The following is a 15,931-nucleotide window of genomic DNA, read 5'->3' on the forward strand; positions in this document are numbered from 1 at the left end:
GGGGTATGTCGCTGACGCGTGTCCTGAGCTCCCTCGTGTTCCTCCTGTGTCTGCCGAACTGCGCGTCGCGTGCCGTGGACGTGAAGCCTTCGTCGTCCTCCGACTGCTCGAAGTCCTCGTTGTTCGAGCGCTTCGGGCGCGGCGGCATGGTGGAGTCCCTTCCGGGAAACGACGTGCGCCTGTCGGTGATGGCGGATGTCCACAGCGCGGACTGCGGCACCCCTGACTGCTACTACACCCGGTTGCAGGCGGTGTTCCGCTTCGAGGCGGGGCCGGGCTGCCAGGTGCGCGAGGTGGAGGTCTTCTCGGAGGACGGCGGTTGCAGCCAGGGCGCCGCGTTCGATCCTCCGACGCAGGAGACGTTCTTCCCGGAGGGCGCCGCGGACCTGGCCGCGCCGACGCTCGGACAGCTCACCCTGCGCACGCGTCGGGGTGAGCGTGCCCTCGTCCTGGTGCCTCGCAATCTCTTCTACTTCACGGACGTGAAGGCGGGCGCCCCACTGCACACGTCACTCCCGGCGGGTGAAGAGGGCGAGGACGCGTGCTGCTGGGGCGCGTCCGTGGCGGAGTCACACTTCCGCGATTAGAGGCCGAACCCCACGAGGTGCAGGTCTCCCAGTCCATCGTCGTAGCGACGGGAGAACTGGTAGAAGATGGAGAAGGGCACCGACTGGCCGATGGTGGATTGGACCGACAGCGCCGTGCCGAAGGCGCCGTGGTTGTCCCGGTTGTCCGTGCGCGCCAGCGTCCCGAAGACCTCGAGCTGGAAGTTGCTCACGAAGAGGGACGGGAACAGCCACAGCGTGGAGGCCCAGCCGTAGTCGATGGGCATGCGGTAGCGATAGGTGGCCGTGCCGACCATCGCGTTCTTCGCGCGCAGGGTGATGTCCTCGTAGCCGCGCACGTACTCGCTGAAGGCGACTCCGGGCTGGAGCTGGAGGGGCAGGGCGCGCGTCTCCGTCGAGCGGCGACTGCTGTACCAGGTCTGTCCCGCGGTGAGACCACCGACCTCCAGCAGGCCCTCGGGCGCGCCGGGCAGATAGCGGCCCACCCCGGAGAGCTGGATGTGGTCTCGCCCGCGGAAGAAGCCCGCGAGGAACGCGTCCAGGCCCACGCGCAAGTCACCCACCGTCGAGTCCAGCGCGAAGGCGCCCGGATAGATGGCGGCGCTCAGGTTGATGCCGAGTCCGCGTTGGAGACCGCCGTAGGACGTCGCATCGCCCGCGAAGTAGGCCGTGGAGACCTCCGGGCCGATGAGGCGCGTGACGAGCCCGGGGAAGCGGCCCACGGCGTCGTACTCGCGGCGCAGCGCGAGCACGCCAATCGTCACGGGCGTCGTCCAGAACGTGCGCGACGCGTAGGCCAGGGCCTGCAGGTCCGTGCGCTCGTTCTCTCGCAGACGTGAGACGGAGGCCTGCAGATACCAGGGCGCGAGCTGTGCGTTGCCGTACGCGAGCGCGACGTTCGGCTCCTTGTCCTGCGTGCTGTAGGCGAGCGACAGCGCGTAGGCGTGGAAGCCGAGCCTGTCTTGTCCCGCCAGCGCGAGGCCGCCGCTGAAGATGAAGTCGTCCGAGTCCTCGCTCTCGGTGGCGAGCCACAGGTAGGGCAGTCGGAACTCGGGGATGAGGAAGCCCTCGAGCGTCGAGTAGGGCTCATCGCTGAGGACCGTGATGGCCTTGCCTGGGTCCGGCGGCGGCGCGACCACGGGGGCATCCAGATCTCCCAGGTCCGCGACGGGCACCGTCGAAGGCGGCACCGCGATGGGCGGGGGCGTGGGGAGGGTCTCCGCGAGTGGGGCGTCGGGCGTGGCGGGGAAGGGCGCTGGTGCGAAGTCGCTCGGCGGTGGCTCGGTGCCCGTGGGGCTCTGGGCCTGGGCGCCAGGCGCGCTCGTTCCCGAGGCATTCGCCGCGTCTGGACCCGACGCGACGTCGTTCGTGGGAGTTGACGGTGAAGTGCCCTCGGTGGGCGTTTCGGGGAACCCCGCGAATTCATCGCGGCTCGGCGTCGGTGACGCGGCGTCCTGTTCCGAGGGCGACGCTCCGGAAGGCGCCGCCGTGAGCGGAGGCGGGCTCATCGGCGAATCCTCCGACGTCGCCTCGGCATGGGAGGACGTCGTCGCCGTGGGGACGGGTGGAGGTGCTTCGACGGGACTCGCCGCGGCCTGTCGCTCGGGGATGTCCACCACGGGCGCGTGGTCGATGGTGAACGCGATGCCATCCCTGTTCAGGAACGTCACCTCCTTCGTGCCCACGGGATTCACGTCCAGCACCAGGAAGGGCGCGTCGGTGAGGCGCTCGAACGCGCGTGTGTCGACGTTCATCACGTGCGCCTGGAGGCGCGTCTCGTGCTCGCGCAGGAACACGATGCGCTCGTCGTCCAGCCATCGCGGCGAGTAATTGAACTGACCATCCCGCGTCAGCCAGCGCAGGCTCCCGTCCTCCTCGCGCACCACCAGGTCCCAGCCCTGGCTTCCCCCGAGCGGGAACACGATGCGCTTCCCATCCGGCGACACGGTGGGCGGCCCCACCGGAGCGCTCGCCTCGAGGTTCGTGAGCGCCTGCTGCTTCCCGGTCTCCAACTCCAGCCGCCGCAAGTTGGCGGTGTCTCCCTCGATGTGGACATAGACATACGCCTTGCCGTCCGGGGTGATGCTCCCGCCCATGCCCTTCAGGCCATCCCAGACGCGCACCACGTCGCCCGAGCGCGCATCCACGCGCCACAGCTTCGCCTCGTATGCGCCCACCGCGTTCAGGTCCGCCATGACCAGGTACAGCCACGCGCCATCCGTGCTGAACGACATGCCGCTGACCAGCGTGGACGTCCCCAGCACCCAGCGACGGAAGGGCAGCAGCTCCACCAACGGCCGCTCGAAGCGCACGCGTCCATCCGCTTCGTGCACCGTCAGCCGCGAGTACTCCGTGCGCCCCACGCTCACCAACGCCGTCGTCCCCGAGGCCGGATGCGAGGCGAGCCGCGAGAAGTAGCCCGCGTCGCGCTGCCACACCGTCTGCGTCGGAGGTCGCTCGCGGACGATGAGCTGCTCGTGCAGGTTCTTCGTGAACTCGGCGAACAGCGAGCCGATGTCCCGGCCGTACACGCGCTTGAAGCGCAGCGTCACCGCGATGGGCGGGATGATGGTGCTGCCCTGGTCATCCACCAGCTTCCAGAGCTTCTCCTCGCCGTACTGCGAGGCCAGGTACTCCACGAAGTGCATGCCCGTCAGGTAGTTGCCACCAAACGGATCCATCGCGCGGTTCTCCGGCGACAGGAACCCCGGGTCCATCTTGCCGTCACGCGCCTGTACCACCGAGTCGAACCAGCCGCGCCACACCGGGCTATGCGGGCGCCCCGTGTCCTTGCCGAAGCGGCCCTCGTAGTACGTGGCCAGCCCCTCCAGGAACCACGACTCCGTGAAGGTGTTGGGTTGGAACAGGCCGCCCGTGAAGGCGTTGAGGAACCCCCAGAGCCCGTCCGCCTGCTGGAGCTGTACGTAGTGCACGGCCTCGTGACAGGCCACGTCGCCCACGTCCACCTCGCCCAGCCCGAAGAGGTGGAACAGCTCCAGCGTCATGTGCGCCGGCATCACCATCTGCTGGGGGACGCTGGCGTAGTCGGGCACGACGTACGCGTTGTTGAAGTCCGCGCTCGTCATGTAGACGAGGACCTTGTCCCTCGGCTTCTGGCGCACGGTGTGGCTGCGCAGCCGTTCGACGCAGCCCTCCAGCCTCGCCGCCATGCGCAGCGCGGGGGCTCGCAGGTGTTCCGGGTAATAGAGCTCCAGGGACTCCGTCGTCAGCTTCCGCATCGAGTCGCGCGCGAAGGACGTCTGGATGTCTTGGGGAAAACGGGGTGTGACGGAAGCGCACCCCCAGCATGTCAGCAGGAGACAGACGACCCAGGAGTGCCAGCGGAGGGGCCGGCGGGTAGCAGGCATAGGAGCCATCCTACTGGCCACAATTCGTAGCCACGAACGCGTTTTTCACGGTAAGGGGAGGCCCTCCGCTTCCCTTACGATTTCGGATTCCTCCATGTCCCAACCGGATACCCAGGCGCATCCTGTTCCCCAGCATGTCCACCAGGCGCAGCTCCAGGTTGCCGCGGCCCTCGAGAAGGCCGAGGGCAAGCCGATCGACCTGATCAAGGCGCCCTGGGGAGATGTGGAGAAGGCCGTCGCGAAGGTCCTCGGTGGCCCGTTCCAGGTGAACCAGCCCGAGCACCAGACGCTGGCCCTGGGTCTGGCCGGCGCCTTCGCCATGCGCCTCATCATGGAGCACCAGGCGTTCTGGTTCCCCAACCGGGACTCGCCCGAGGGCGCGACGCTGGGCTTCCCCGAGGCCATCATCATGCTGTCGCCGTTCGGCGCGGCGATGGACGCACTGGGTCAGAACAAGCTGAGCCGGCTGGACGACCTGGCGGGGGACATCCGCCGTTCGCTGGGCCAGGCCCGCTTCGGCACCAACCCGGCCCAGGCGCTGGGTGGCCAGGCCCCCAAGCTGACGCCGGTGGACTACCAGCGGCTGTTCGACCCGGGCTTCCTGCAGTTCGTGGTGGTGGACCCGGCGAAGGCGAAGACGGCGCTGGAGACGAAGCCGGACGTGCTCGCTCGCGACGTGCGCGCCGCCCTGGGCCGCGCGCAGGACCTGCCGGCCGAGGCTCGCCAGCAGTTCGAGGGGCAGATCGTCCAGTCCCTGCAGCGGTTGGACCCCAGCAAGTCGCTCATCGAGCAGGCCGAGCGCGCGCCGCGTCTGGCGGAGCTGATGGTGCACCTGTTCGCCACGGTGAACGGCACGGGCTCCGCGCCCGAGGACTTCTGGCACGACATCGTCCTGCCGTTGCTGTTCATCGGCGCGCCGACCACGTTCCCGCCGCTGGATGACGAGGAGCTGGAGCTGTTCCGCAACGGCGCGGACCCGCTGCCGCTGTTCGTGGACGTGGTGCCGCACGCGCACAGCGCTCCGGACGAGGGCCTGCTGGGCGCGTTCGAGATGAGCGACATCGGCCTGCTGCACCCGGGCTTCGCTCGGGTGGGCGCGCTGCGGCTCATCCGCATCGACCCCACTCGCATCAAGCCGCTGCTGGCCAGCTTCGACCCACAAAAGCTCGGGACGAGCATCAAGACGTTCGGCGACACGGTGGCGGCGGCCGCGGGCAAGCCGGTCAACGACACGCCGCAGGGCAAGGAGATGCTCCAGGCGTCGCTCACGCTGCTGTCGGACCTGAAGCGCGGCGTGGGAGAGGGCAAGGGCGAGCTGTGCCTGCGTCGTCTCACCGAGGCCGAGGCCGCCTCCGAGCGCGCCCTGGGTTCGGTGCGCAAGGGCCTTCAGGGCTCGCTCATCATCACCTGAGCCGCTTCTCCAGCGCGGCGCGCGATTCGGGGCTGAGTCTCTCCGAGACGAGCTTCAGCGCGCGCCGCGACAGCAGTCGGTAGATGGGGGCGATGTCGTCCGGGAGCGCCTCCAGGTGCGCGCCGACCACGCCCGCGTCACCCCGCACGATGGGCCCGGTGAGCCCCCCCGCGAGGCCCCGCGCTTCCATGCCTCTCAGGGCGGAGCGCATCAGGGGCAGCAGGGCGCGGAGTGCTGAGTCGGGTGGAATTCCCGCGGTGCCGAGCGCCGCGACGGCCGCGTCGGCGAGCGCCACGACGAGCCCCGCGCTCATCACCGCGCCCGCGTGGTAGGCGGCGCGGTGGGCCTCGGGGACCTCGATGGCCTCGAGCATCACGTCGCGGGCCATGTGTCGCAGCACTTCGCGCAGGGGGTTGGAGCGCGTGCTGATGGACGCGGTGTGGCCGGCGAGCGAGTCGCGCGCGGAGGACACGGCGCAGAGCGGATGGAACGAGCCGAGGGCGCGGCCTCGCGGCTCGCCAAGCGCTTCGAGCGACAGTGCGCCGGCCGTGTGCACGAGAGCGACGGAGCGGGGCAGGGTGCTGGCGAGCTCTTCCGCGACGCGGGGGACCTCCGCATCCGGGACGCAGAGGAGCACGAGTCGAGCGCGCCGCAGGTCTTCGAGAGTCGAGGCTTTCAGGCCGAGCGCTTCGGTTCGCTTGCGTCCCTCGTCGCCGCGAGAGTGGAGCGTCACGGGCCAGCCCGTTGCGCTCAGCGCGAGCCCGAGGGCTCCGCCGAGGCGACCTGTTCCGACGATGACGACACGGGGCCGCTTCGTTGAGCGAGTGGCGCGTGGTGCCGGTGCGCTCGCGGCGCTGCCGGGCGCGGAGATACCCTGTCGCGTGGGCTGTGCGTGATGGATGCTGGCGGCGATACGGGGCTTCGCGGAAGGGGTGGTGGTGCGGTTCGCGAAGGGGCGCCCTGGTGCGGCCTTCGTCGGCTCGGCGCTGGGGGAGACGGACTGCCTCGTGGTGCCGCCAGGATCGCGGTTCGCGAAGGGGCGCCTCGGTGCTGCCTTCGTCTGCGTGGCGCTGAGGGGGGGCGCGCGCTTCGCGGTGCTGCCCTCGCGGTTCGCCGAGGCGCCTTCCCGTGGAGTCGCTGCGCGCCCGGTGCTGTCGGATGCGGGGCGCTTCGCGGTCGCGCGGCCCCGGGAGGATTCCTTCCCCGGGGCACTTCGCTTCCGCGAGTCGCGGGGGCTCATCGCTCCCGCTGGAACGCGAGCTGTCCGGCGTGGAGCGCGACGCGCACGCGGTCTCCCGCGCCGAACTCACCGGAAAGGATGCGCTCGGCCAACGGTCCTTCCACCAGCCGCTGCACCATCTGCCGCATGGGACGCGCGCCGAGCTGCGGGTCGAAGCCGCCCGACTTCAGCAGGTGCCCCACCACGTCGTCGCCCGCCACGTATTCGATGCCGCGCTCGGTCGACAGCCGCTTGCTGCTCTCCTCCAGCAGCAGCGTCGCGATGCGGGCGACCTCCTCCTCCTCCAGCGGACGGAAGGGGAGCCGCTCATCGATGCGGTTCCACAACTCCGGCGGAAGCGCCCGACGCGCCGCCGACGCCGCGTGCTCCAGCGCGGTCGCCGCGCCCGAGCTCTCCTGCCCGAAGCCCAGCGGACGACCCGTGCGCGAGAACGCCTCCGCGCCCAGGTTCGTCGTCAGCACGATGACGGTGTTCGAGAAGTCGATGTGCCGACCCTTGCCGTCCGTCAGCCGCCCCTCCTCGAGGACCTGGAGCAGCAGCATCTGCACCTCGCGGTGCGCCTTCTCGATTTCGTCCAGCACCACCACGGACGAGGGACGCCGACGCACCGGCTCCGTGAGCTGGCCACCTTCGCCATGGCCCACGTAGCCCGCGGGCGAGCCGATGAGGCGCGACACCCCGTGCGCCTCCGACATCTCGCTCATGTCCAACCGCACCAGCGCGTCGCGGTTGCCGAAGAGCACCTCCGCCAGCCCGCGCGCCATCTCCGTCTTGCCCACGCCCGTGGGGCCCAGGAACAGGAAGCTGCCCATGGGACGCCGCGACGCGAAGCCCGCGTAGTTGCGACGGATGACCCGCGCGATGCGCGCAATCGCCTCCTCGTGACCGATGACCCGCTCGCCCAGGTCCTGCTCCAGCCGGAGCAGCCGCGCCGAGTCGTTCATCAACAGCCGCTCTTCCGGAACGCCCGCGAGCTTCGCCACCACCCGCGCCACGTCCGACGGCTCCACCACGTCACGCCCCTCGCGGTGGCAGCGGCTCCCCGCCAGGTCCACCACCGAGATGGCCTTGTCCGGCATGAACCGGTCCGTCACGTAGCGGCTCGCCAGCGACGCCGCGGCCTCCAGCGCCTCCGGCCGATAGCGCAGCGCGTGGTGCTCCTCGTACCGGCCGATGATGCCGCGGAGGATCTCCACTGTCTCCGGCACCGACGGCTCGTGCACCACCACCGCCGTGAAGCGCCGCTCGAGCGCCGGGTCCGCGCTGATGAACTTGCGGTACTCGTCGTGCGTCGTCGCGCCGATGCACGGGAACTCGCCCCGCGCCATCGCCGTCTTCAGCTCGTTGGCCGCGTCCTGCGGACCGTCGCCCGTGGAGCCCGCGCCCACCAGCGTGTGGATTTCGTCGATGAAGACCATCACGCGCCCCTCGGCGCGGCGGACCTCTTCCTTCAACGCGTTGAGCTTCTCGGAGAACGAGCCGCGAAGCTGGGTGCCCGCCACCAGCGAGGCCATGTCCAGCTCCACCAACACCTTCTCCGCCAGCCCGCCACGCAGCCCCAACAGCCGCTGCGCCACGCCCTCCACCACCGCCGTCTTGCCCACGCCCGCCTCACCCAGCAGGCACGGGTTGTTCGTCCGGCGCTTGCCGAGGACGTCGATGACCTCCTCGATTTCCCGCGCGCGGCCCACCACCGGGTCCAGCTTCCCCTCGCGGGCCGCCTGACTCAGGTTGCGGCCCAGCGACGTCAGCAGCGGGAACGCCTTGGGGTCCAGCGCCATCGAGGGGCCCTTCGCCACCGCCGCAGCGGCCTGCGCGGGACGGGCCACGGGGGCAGGCGCCGGAGGAGGCGGCGTCGGACGCGCCACGGGCGCCGACGTCGGTGCCGGGGGCGTCACGGTGGGCGTGACGCGCGCGGTCGGAGCGGGAGCCGGGGGCGGCGGCGCGGCCTTCGCCGGCGGCTCGTGGTCCACGTCGATGAGGTCGCGAGGGGACAGGGCGGGCGTCGTCGCGCGCGGGGGGGCGGGGGGAGGAGGCTTCGGCGGCGCGACCGGCGTCGGACGCGGCAGGCTCACCGCCACGGCGGAGAAGGGCAGGGGGGACGGGGGCGCCCCGAGCGGTCGGCTGGACGCGGGCCGCGAGGTGGTGACGTGCGTGCGCCCCGGCTGGAGCTTGCGCGGCATCCGCCCGCTCACGAAGTAGGAGACCGCCGTGGTGCGCAGCGTCGCCAGATCCAGGCCCGCGTGCATCAGCAGCTCCTGGGCCCCGCAGCGCACCCGCGTCACCGCGATGAGCAGGTGCAGGCAGTCCGCCTCCGTGGAGCCGCAGCTGACCGCGATTTCACGGGCCTTCTCCCTCAGCTCGCGGACCAGGCCATCGTGCTCGGCGGGCGCCGCGGTGAGCAGTTGGAGGAGGGCATCCTCGTCCACGCCCCGCTCCTTCAGGAGCAGCTGCGCTCGGTTCTCCACCGTGAACAGCGCCAGGAGCACGTGGGCCGAGGTAAGCTTCTGGGCCACGCTCCGGGCAATGTCGTTGGCTTCTTGAAGGACCTGGGCGAGATCCGTGCTTTCGACCATTCGAGCTCCGGCAGACGTGCAGCCGAGCGGAATACACCCTCTCGATCCCGGCGGCAAAATTTCCGCAACAGGTTGCTACAGGTCTGCGGAATCCTTGAAGTAGAAAGCCGCCCGACCTTCCATGCGGATGGAATTCGGCCGGCTGGCTGCCCGTTCACCGCGGAATTTCGACTGGCCGAGCAATTGCCTGAGGGGGATCGCCGTACTTCCCTCCGAGACCACCCACCTTATGACCTCACTCGTCCAACCCGTGCGCGTCTTCATCGACCCTGTCGAGGGGACGCCCGCCGCCGTCGAAGCCCGCCGTTGGGTCTGGCCCCTCCTCATCCTCGCCCTCTGCGTGTCCGCCTCCGGGACGCTGTTTTCCCTTCGCTGGGACGCGACCCCGGATGTCATCCGTGAGCTGCAGGCCTCCGGGGAGATGTCGACCATCTCCGAGGCGGACCTGAGCGACAAGATCCAGACCGCGTCCCGCAAGGCGCTGGTGGGCGGCATCGCCAAGGGCGTCTTCGTGATGCCGTTCATGGCGCTGCTGCTGGCCGCCATGCTCTGGGTCGTGTCCTGGCTGTTCGACCGGCCCGTCCACTTCGAGAAGCTGATGTCGGTGGCGGCCATCGCGCTCTTGCCCATCGCGCTCTACCACCTCATCCTCGCCGGCTGTCTCGCGGCGCAGCACACCGTCTCCGTCTCGCGCGTCCTCCAACTGGTGCCGTCGCACCTGGGGGCGTTCATGGACGGGCTGAGCCCCAAGATGGCGCGCGTCGCCTCCACCGTGGACTTCTTCAACCTCTGGAGCACCGCGCTGCTCGGCCTGGGCTTCTCCGCCGCCACCGGCATGCCCCGCGGCCGAGCGCTGCTGTTGTCCCTGGCGCTCTACGCGATGTTCGCGGGCATCATGATGGTGGGCTTGCCCGGCTCGGCGGGAGGTGGCCAATGAACGCCCTCATCGTCGCGACGCTCCTGTCCGCGTCCCCCGCGCCCACGCCCATCACCCTGCAGCAGGCCCGCGAGGAGGGCCGCCAGAGCACCACCGCGCTCACGGCGCTCCAGGACCTGGAGGTCAGCCAGCAGGACGTGAACATCCGCCGCTCCGCGCTGTTGCCCCAGCTCTCCGTCAACGGCTTCGTGGGCAAGCGTTGGCTCGGCCGCCGGCAGACGTTCGACCTGGTGCCGGACGTGAACAACCCCGGCGAGTTCGTGCAGATCTCCGTCGAGTCCAAGCCCACCTCCACGGGCGACTACGACCTGGGCGCCGTCATCAGCCAGAGCATCTACGACCGCGCGGTCTGGAAGCAGCTCGAGCAGGCCGGGGTGCTGCGCGACGCGCAGGCGAGCCAGGCCAAGGAGGAGGCGGACACCGCGGAGCTGGAGGCCATCCGTCGCTTCTTCACGCTCTTCCGCACCCAGTCCACCCGCCAGGTGCTGGACGCCACCGTCAAGCGCAGCGAGGAGCAGCTCGAGCGCGCCCGCGCCCTGTTCCTGGCGGGCCGCGTGGGCAAGGTCGAGGAGATCTCCGCCCTGGTGAACCTGGGCAATGACCGCATCTCCTTCGTCCAGTCGCTCAGCCAGCTGGTCACGGACCAGGGCCAGCTCGCGGTGTGGCTGACGCGTCCGGGCACCGAGCCCGTGGAGGCGGTGGACCCGGGCGTGCTCCAGTCGGAGCCCGGCCCCGCGCCCACCATCGAGCAGGCCATCAGCGTGGCCCGTGAGCAGCGCCCGCTGCTCAAGGCGCTGGAGGCGCGGGTGAGCGCGGCGGAGCTGGAGCGCGCCATCGCCCGCGCGGACTACATCCCGAAGCTGACGGCCCAGGGCGTCTACACCCGCCAGGGTCCGGACGCCGGCCAGGTCTTCACCGAGCCGCGCCTGCAGAACAACTTCATCGGCCGCATCAACCTGGACTGGAACGTCTTCAACGGCTTCCTCACCCCCGCGCAGACCAAGCGGGCCGAGGCCAACGTCCGCAAGGCCCAGCTCCAGCTGGCGCAGTCCGCGCGGGAGATCGAGGCCGAGGTGCGCACCGCGCACCAGTCGCTGGAGGCGCAGATCGTCGCCGCCCGGCTGTCCTCGGAGAACCGCGAGGCCGCCGTCCAGGGACTCAACCTGGCCGAGGAGCGCTTCAAGGCCGGTGCGGGGTCCACGCTGGAGGTCCGTGACGCGCAGCTCAGCCTCACGCAGGCGGAGCTCAGCTTGTTGGAAAACAGAATCGATGTCGAAATCGCCCGCTTCACCTTGATGCGGGCCATGGGCGCCCTGATGAGCCCGGGAGAGACGAAATGAAGTGGTGGAAGGGTGTGATCGCCGGTGCGCTGTTCCTCGGTGCCGCGGCCATCACGGCGGGAGGCCTGAAGGAGCGTCCCCCGCCGTCCCAGGAGGTGCAGATCGCCAAGGCTCGCAAGGGCACCATCACCCGCACCATCACCGGCGCGGGCAAGGTGCAGGCGGCCACGACGGTGAAGATCTCCTCCAGCCTCTCCGGAGACCTGGTGGAGCTGCTCGTCAAGGATGGCGACGCGGTGAAGAAGGGTCAGGTGCTGGCCCGCATCGATCGGCGCGTGTACGAGGCGGCGCTCAAGCAGGCCATGGCCTCGCAGAACGCGGCGCGCGCCGACGCCCAGGTGGCGGAGGTGGAGCTCAGCCGCACCACGCAGGAGCTGGGGCGGGTGGAGGGACTGGTGACCAAGGGCCTGGCGTCCGGCGCCGAGCTGGACATCGCCAAGGCGGGCAAGAACACGGCGGAGGCCCGGCTCGCGTCCTCGAAGCAGCTGCTCGCGCGCAACGTCGCCGTCGTGGAGCAGGCGCAGACGGACCTGTCGCGCACGACGATGTTCTCGCCCATCGACGGCAACGTCATCGAGCTGTCGCGCGAGGTGGGTGAGCGCGTGCGTGGCTCGGAGCTGGCCGAGGACGTGGTGATGACCATCGCGGCGCTGTCCGCCATGGAGGTGAAGTTCGAGGTGGGTGAGCACGAGGTGGTGCACCTCAAGCCGGGCCAGCCCGCGGACGTGACGCTGGACGCGCTGGAGGGGCAGACCTTCGCGGGCTCCGTCGTGGAGATCGCCCAGAAGGCGCTCATCAAGAACGAGGGCACGGAGGCCGAGGTGACCAGCTTCCCCGTCACGGTGGCGCTGGACATGCGGCCGCCGGGCGTGCTGCCGGGCATGAGCGCGGAGGCTCGCATCTCCGCGGAGACGCGCAACGACGTCGTCCTGGTGCCCATCCAGGCCGTCACCGTGCGTGCGGAGCGCACGCTGCCCGATTACAAGGAGCCCATCGAGGGTGGCGGGCTCAAGGCGCGGCGCACCGAGTCGCTGGCCAAGGTGGTCTTCGTGGTGGACGCGGCGAACAAGGCGCAGGTGCGGCGGGTGCAGACGGGCATCGCGTCCGACACGGAGCTGGAGATCCTCTCCGGGCTGAACGATGGCGACCGCGTGGTGGAGGGCCCCTACCGCACGCTGTCGAAGGAGCTCAACCACGGGGACAACGTGCAGGAGCCCGAGCAGGGCGGTCCGGGCGGCATGAAGGGCGGGCGGAAGTCGTGAGCCACGGCAGCGGCGCCGGCGAGGGCCGGCTCATCCAGGTGGACAACATCACCCGCGTCTTCCACGTCGGTGGCGAGGAGGTGCGGGCGCTGCGAGGCGTCACCTTCGGCGTGGGCCGGGGCGAGTGGATTGCCATCATCGGTCAGTCCGGCTCCGGCAAGAGCACGATGATGAACGTGCTGGGCTGCCTGGATACGCCTTCCAGCGGCCGCTACATGCTCAACGGCAAGGACGTGTCGCGCATGAGCGACGACGAGCTGGCCGTCATCCGCAACGTGGAGATCGGCTTCATCTTCCAGACGTTCCAGCTGCTGCCGAAGGAGACGGCGCTAGCCAACGTGGAGCTGCCGCTGGTGTACCGCGGCATGCCCGCGAAGGAGCGGCGGGAGCGGGCGAAGGCGGCGTTGGACAAGGTGCAGCTCACGCACCGCATGCACCACCGGCCCAACGAGCTGTCGGGCGGTCAGCGTCAGCGCGTGGCCATCGCCCGCGCGCTGGTGTCCGAGCCGTCCATGCTGCTGGCGGACGAGCCCACGGGAAACCTGGACTCGGCCACGGGCGAGGAGATCGTCCGGCTGTTCGAGCAGCTGCACCAGGCCGGCCACACGCTGGTGCTCGTCACGCACGAGCCGAAGCTCGCGGCCCGGTGTCCGAGGGCCATCCGGCTGAGCGACGGTGAGATCGTCGCGGACGGGCCGGGGCGCGAGGTGGCGCTGGGCAACGCCGCGGCGATCGCTGCGGGGGGCGCATGAAGCGCTGGGCGGGTTTCCGGGTGGACGTCCTGGAGGGCGCGCGCATCGCGCTGTTCTCGCTGCGCGCCAATCGCCTGCGCACCGTGCTGACGACGATGGGCATCGGCATCGGCGTGGCCACGCTGCTGGCCATCGTCGGCATCATCCAGGGCCTCAACACGTCCTTCCACCGGCAGCTCGCGAGCTTCGGGGCGAACACGCTCTATGTGAGCAAGTACCCGATGATCATCAAGGGCGACTGGTGGAAGTACCGCGGGCGCAAGAACTTCACGCTCGACCAGGTGCAGCGGCTGCGCGCCATGGCGCCCTTCATCAGCGCGATGTCGCCGTCGGTGTCGCGGTTGGCGGACGTGTCGTACGCCAGCGAGCAGATGTCCACGGTGCGCATCCAGGGCGTCAACCACGAGTACCTGAGCATCTCCGGGTTCGACATCACCAACGGCCGCTTCCTCACGGAGGCGGATGAAGAGGTGACGCGGCCGGTGGCGGTGCTGGGCGCGGACGTGGCGGACCGGCTGTTCCCAGGCATCAGCCCGGTGGGGCGCACCATCCGCGTGGACAACCGCTCCTTCCAGGTGGTGGGCACGCTCAGCCGCAAGGGCAAGGTGGTGAACGAGAGCATGGACCTGCTCGTCATCATCCCCTTCAAGACCTTCTACAGCAGCTTCGGCAAGGGCCGCCCGTTCGAGATCGCCATGGCGGTGGCGGACGCGGGCCAGGTGCGCGCGGCCGAGGACCAGCTCATCGGCATCCTCCGGCGCATCCGCGGCACGACGCCGGGCGAGCCGGACGACTTCAACATCAACAAGCCGGAGGCCATGGCGCAGACGTACGCGCAGCTCACGGGGGCGCTGTACGGCGTCGCGGTGGGCGTGGGCCTGATTACCCTGCTCGTGGGCGGCATCGGCATCATGAACATCATGCTGGTGTCGGTGCGCGAGCGGACGCGGGAGATCGGCGTGCGGCGCGCGCTGGGGGCGCGCAAGCGCACCATCGTGGTGCAGTTCCTGATGGAGGCGGCCAGCGTGTCCGCGGTGGGTGGCCTGTTGGGGACCACGGTGGGGCTGGGGACGGCCAAGGTGGTGTCCTTGATCACGCCGCTGGCGGCGGATGTGCAGACGGGCACCATCCTGGGCGGGGTGTTCTTCGCGGCGCTGGTGGGCCTGCTGTTCGGAATCTGGCCGGCGGCGCGCGCGGCGAGCCTGGACCCGGTGGAAGCCCTCCGGTACGAGTGAGCCGATGCGAGCCTTCTTCGACAACCTCCGGCTGGCGCTGGGCACGTTCCTGGGCAACCCGCTGCGCTCGCTGTTGACGCTGCTGGGCATCGTCATCGGCGTGGCCACGGTCATCACCATGATGGGGCTCATCGAGGGCCTGCGCACCAAGGTGAACCGGGATCTGGGCCGCCTGGGCGCGCACACCTTCCAGCTCACCAAGTGGCCCGCGGGCGGCTTCGGCCGCTTCAACTGGGCCAAGTTCGCCAAGCGCCCGGACATGGGCATGGAGGACGTGCGCGCGCTCGAGCAGTTCTGTCCGTCGGTGGGGCTGGTGGCGCCCTCGGACGACCAGGGCGGCCAGAAGGTGTCCACGGTGAGCAAGGAGACGCGGCCCGCGGTGCGCATCATGGGCGCGTCCACGACGTACCCGACGGTGAGCGGGCTGTCCGTGCAGTCCGGCCGCTTCTTCAACGAGGTGGAGGGGCTGGACGGCCGCAACGTCATCATCCTGGGCCTGGACGTGGCGGACGAGCTGTTCCCCGGCATCGACCCGGTGGGCTTCGAGGTCCGCCTGAAGGGCCGGCCGTTCCGGGTGATTGGCGTGCTCCAGCGGCGCGGCAGCTTCCTGGGCATGGTGAGCCTGGACAACCAGGCCATCATCCCGCTGCGTGTGTTCCAGCAGCTCTACGGCAAGGAGCGCTCGCTGGACGTCGACATCCAGGCGAAGGACCCCGGCCTGTTCCGCAAGGCGCAGGACGAGGTCGCCACGCTGATGCGCCGCCGGCACAACCTGGCGCCGGACGAGGCCAACGACTTCGAGCTGCACACCAACGAGTCGGTGACGGCGTCGTTCAACCAGCTCTCGCAGGTCATCACCATCGCCGGCGTGGGCGTGTGCTTCCTGTCGCTGGTGGTGGGCGGCATCGGCATCCTGAACATCATGTTGGTGTCGGTGATGGAGCGCACGCGGGAGATTGGCGTGCGCAAGGCGCTGGGCGCGAAGCGGCGGCGCATCCTGGGGCAGTTCGCCACGGAGGCGGTGCTGCTGGCGCTGATGGGCGGCGCCATGGGCGTGGGGCTGGGCTTCGGGCTGGTGTTCCTGGGCGACTGGATGGTGGGCTTCCCCATGTCCGTGCCGCCGTGGGCCGTGGCGCTGGCGCTGTCGATGAGCTGCGGGGTGGGGCTGTTGTTCGGAATCTATCCGGCCGCCCGCGCCGCGAAGCTGGACCCCGTCGAGGCGATGCGCAACGAGTAGCCGCGCG

General features: G+C 70.1%; 11 protein-coding genes. 8 read left to right on the top strand and 3 right to left on the bottom strand.

What is annotated here, in order from left to right; translation table 11 throughout:
- Nucleotides 1-5 precede the first annotated feature (5 nt).
- A complete protein-coding gene (locus LXT21_RS36520; RefSeq protein ID WP_254042860.1) occupies nt 6-587 on the top strand; it encodes a hypothetical protein in 582 nt (193 codons plus the stop codon).
- Here LXT21_RS36520 and LXT21_RS36525 read toward each other — a convergent pair.
- Nucleotides 584-3,805 (bottom strand): hypothetical protein, encoded by a 3,222-nt coding sequence (locus LXT21_RS36525; RefSeq protein ID WP_254042861.1) that lies wholly within the window; start codon nt 3,803-3,805, stop codon nt 584-586. The genes LXT21_RS36520 and LXT21_RS36525 overlap by 4 nt on opposite strands.
- 223 nt (nt 3,806-4,028) lie before the next feature.
- On the opposite strand from LXT21_RS36525, the gene LXT21_RS36530 reads away from it, so the two are divergent.
- Nucleotides 4,029-5,345: a hypothetical protein gene (locus LXT21_RS36530; RefSeq protein WP_254042862.1), complete on the top strand. Its 1,317-nt coding sequence runs from the start codon at nt 4,029-4,031 to the stop codon at nt 5,343-5,345.
- Here the strand turns inward: LXT21_RS36530 and LXT21_RS45030 are convergent.
- Together LXT21_RS45030 and LXT21_RS36540 are read right to left on the bottom strand one after the other, a co-directional pair.
- Nucleotides 5,338-6,585 carry a Rossmann-like and DUF2520 domain-containing protein gene (locus LXT21_RS45030; protein WP_256572290.1) on the bottom strand — a complete coding sequence of 416 codons (1,248 nt, stop codon included), beginning with the start codon at nt 6,583-6,585 and terminating at the stop codon, nt 5,338-5,340. The genes LXT21_RS36530 and LXT21_RS45030 overlap by 8 nt on opposite strands.
- A complete protein-coding gene (locus LXT21_RS36540; RefSeq protein WP_254042863.1) occupies nt 6,582-9,161 on the bottom strand; it encodes an AAA family ATPase in 2,580 nt (859 codons plus the stop codon). The genes LXT21_RS45030 and LXT21_RS36540 overlap by 4 nt, the downstream gene beginning before the upstream one ends.
- Before the next feature lie 229 nt (nt 9,162-9,390).
- On the opposite strand from LXT21_RS36540, the gene LXT21_RS36545 reads away from it, so the two are divergent.
- From LXT21_RS36545 to LXT21_RS36570, 6 genes are read left to right on the top strand one after another with little or no spacing between them, the layout of a single operon-like run.
- Nucleotides 9,391-10,098 (top strand): YIP1 family protein, encoded by a 708-nt coding sequence (locus LXT21_RS36545; protein ID WP_254042864.1) that lies wholly within the window; start codon nt 9,391-9,393, stop codon nt 10,096-10,098.
- The gene (locus LXT21_RS36550) at nt 10,095-11,438 is read left to right on the top strand and encodes a TolC family protein (protein ID WP_254042865.1); all 1,344 of its coding nucleotides are present in this window, start codon (nt 10,095-10,097) and stop codon (nt 11,436-11,438) included. Before LXT21_RS36545 ends, LXT21_RS36550 begins: the two co-directional genes overlap by 4 nt.
- Nucleotides 11,435-12,700 (top strand): efflux RND transporter periplasmic adaptor subunit, encoded by a 1,266-nt coding sequence (locus tag LXT21_RS36555; protein ID WP_254042866.1) that lies wholly within the window; start codon nt 11,435-11,437, stop codon nt 12,698-12,700. Before LXT21_RS36550 ends, LXT21_RS36555 begins: the two co-directional genes overlap by 4 nt.
- Entirely contained in the window at nt 12,697-13,452 is a 756-nt protein-coding gene (locus LXT21_RS36560) for an ABC transporter ATP-binding protein (protein ID WP_254042867.1), read from the top strand. Before LXT21_RS36555 ends, LXT21_RS36560 begins: the two co-directional genes overlap by 4 nt.
- A complete protein-coding gene (locus LXT21_RS36565) occupies nt 13,449-14,687 on the top strand; it encodes an ABC transporter permease (RefSeq protein ID WP_254042868.1) in 1,239 nt (412 codons plus the stop codon). Before LXT21_RS36560 ends, LXT21_RS36565 begins: the two co-directional genes overlap by 4 nt.
- Nucleotides 14,688-14,691: 4 nt before the next feature.
- Nucleotides 14,692-15,924: an ABC transporter permease gene (locus LXT21_RS36570; protein ID WP_254042869.1), complete on the top strand. Its 1,233-nt coding sequence runs from the start codon at nt 14,692-14,694 to the stop codon at nt 15,922-15,924.
- The last annotated feature ends 7 nt before the right edge of the window (nt 15,925-15,931 follow it).

The sequence above is a fragment of the Myxococcus guangdongensis genome (assembly GCF_024198255.1).
GTDB classification, from domain to species: domain Bacteria; phylum Myxococcota; class Myxococcia; order Myxococcales; family Myxococcaceae; genus Myxococcus; species Myxococcus guangdongensis.

Excerpts from the sequence above, each read along its gene's own strand:
- LXT21_RS36540 (WP_254042863.1), bottom strand. The coding sequence starts at position 9,161 with ATGGTCGAAAGCACGGATCTCGCCCAGGTCCTTCAAGAAGCCAACGAC.
- LXT21_RS36565 (WP_254042868.1), top strand. The coding sequence starts at position 13,449 with ATGAAGCGCTGGGCGGGTTTCCGGGTGGACGTCCTGGAGGGCGCGCGC.
- LXT21_RS36525 (WP_254042861.1), bottom strand. The coding sequence starts at position 3,805 with ATGCGGAAGCTGACGACGGAGTCCCTGGAGCTCTATTACCCGGAACAC.
- LXT21_RS36570 (WP_254042869.1), top strand. The coding sequence starts at position 14,692 with ATGCGAGCCTTCTTCGACAACCTCCGGCTGGCGCTGGGCACGTTCCTG.
- LXT21_RS36545 (WP_254042864.1), top strand. The coding sequence starts at position 9,391 with ATGACCTCACTCGTCCAACCCGTGCGCGTCTTCATCGACCCTGTCGAG.
- LXT21_RS45030 (WP_256572290.1), bottom strand. The coding sequence starts at position 6,585 with ATGAGCCCCCGCGACTCGCGGAAGCGAAGTGCCCCGGGGAAGGAATCC.
- LXT21_RS36520 (WP_254042860.1), top strand. The coding sequence starts at position 6 with ATGTCGCTGACGCGTGTCCTGAGCTCCCTCGTGTTCCTCCTGTGTCTG.
- LXT21_RS36530 (WP_254042862.1), top strand. The coding sequence starts at position 4,029 with ATGTCCCAACCGGATACCCAGGCGCATCCTGTTCCCCAGCATGTCCAC.
- LXT21_RS36555 (WP_254042866.1), top strand. The coding sequence starts at position 11,435 with ATGAAGTGGTGGAAGGGTGTGATCGCCGGTGCGCTGTTCCTCGGTGCC.
- LXT21_RS36550 (WP_254042865.1), top strand. The coding sequence starts at position 10,095 with ATGAACGCCCTCATCGTCGCGACGCTCCTGTCCGCGTCCCCCGCGCCC.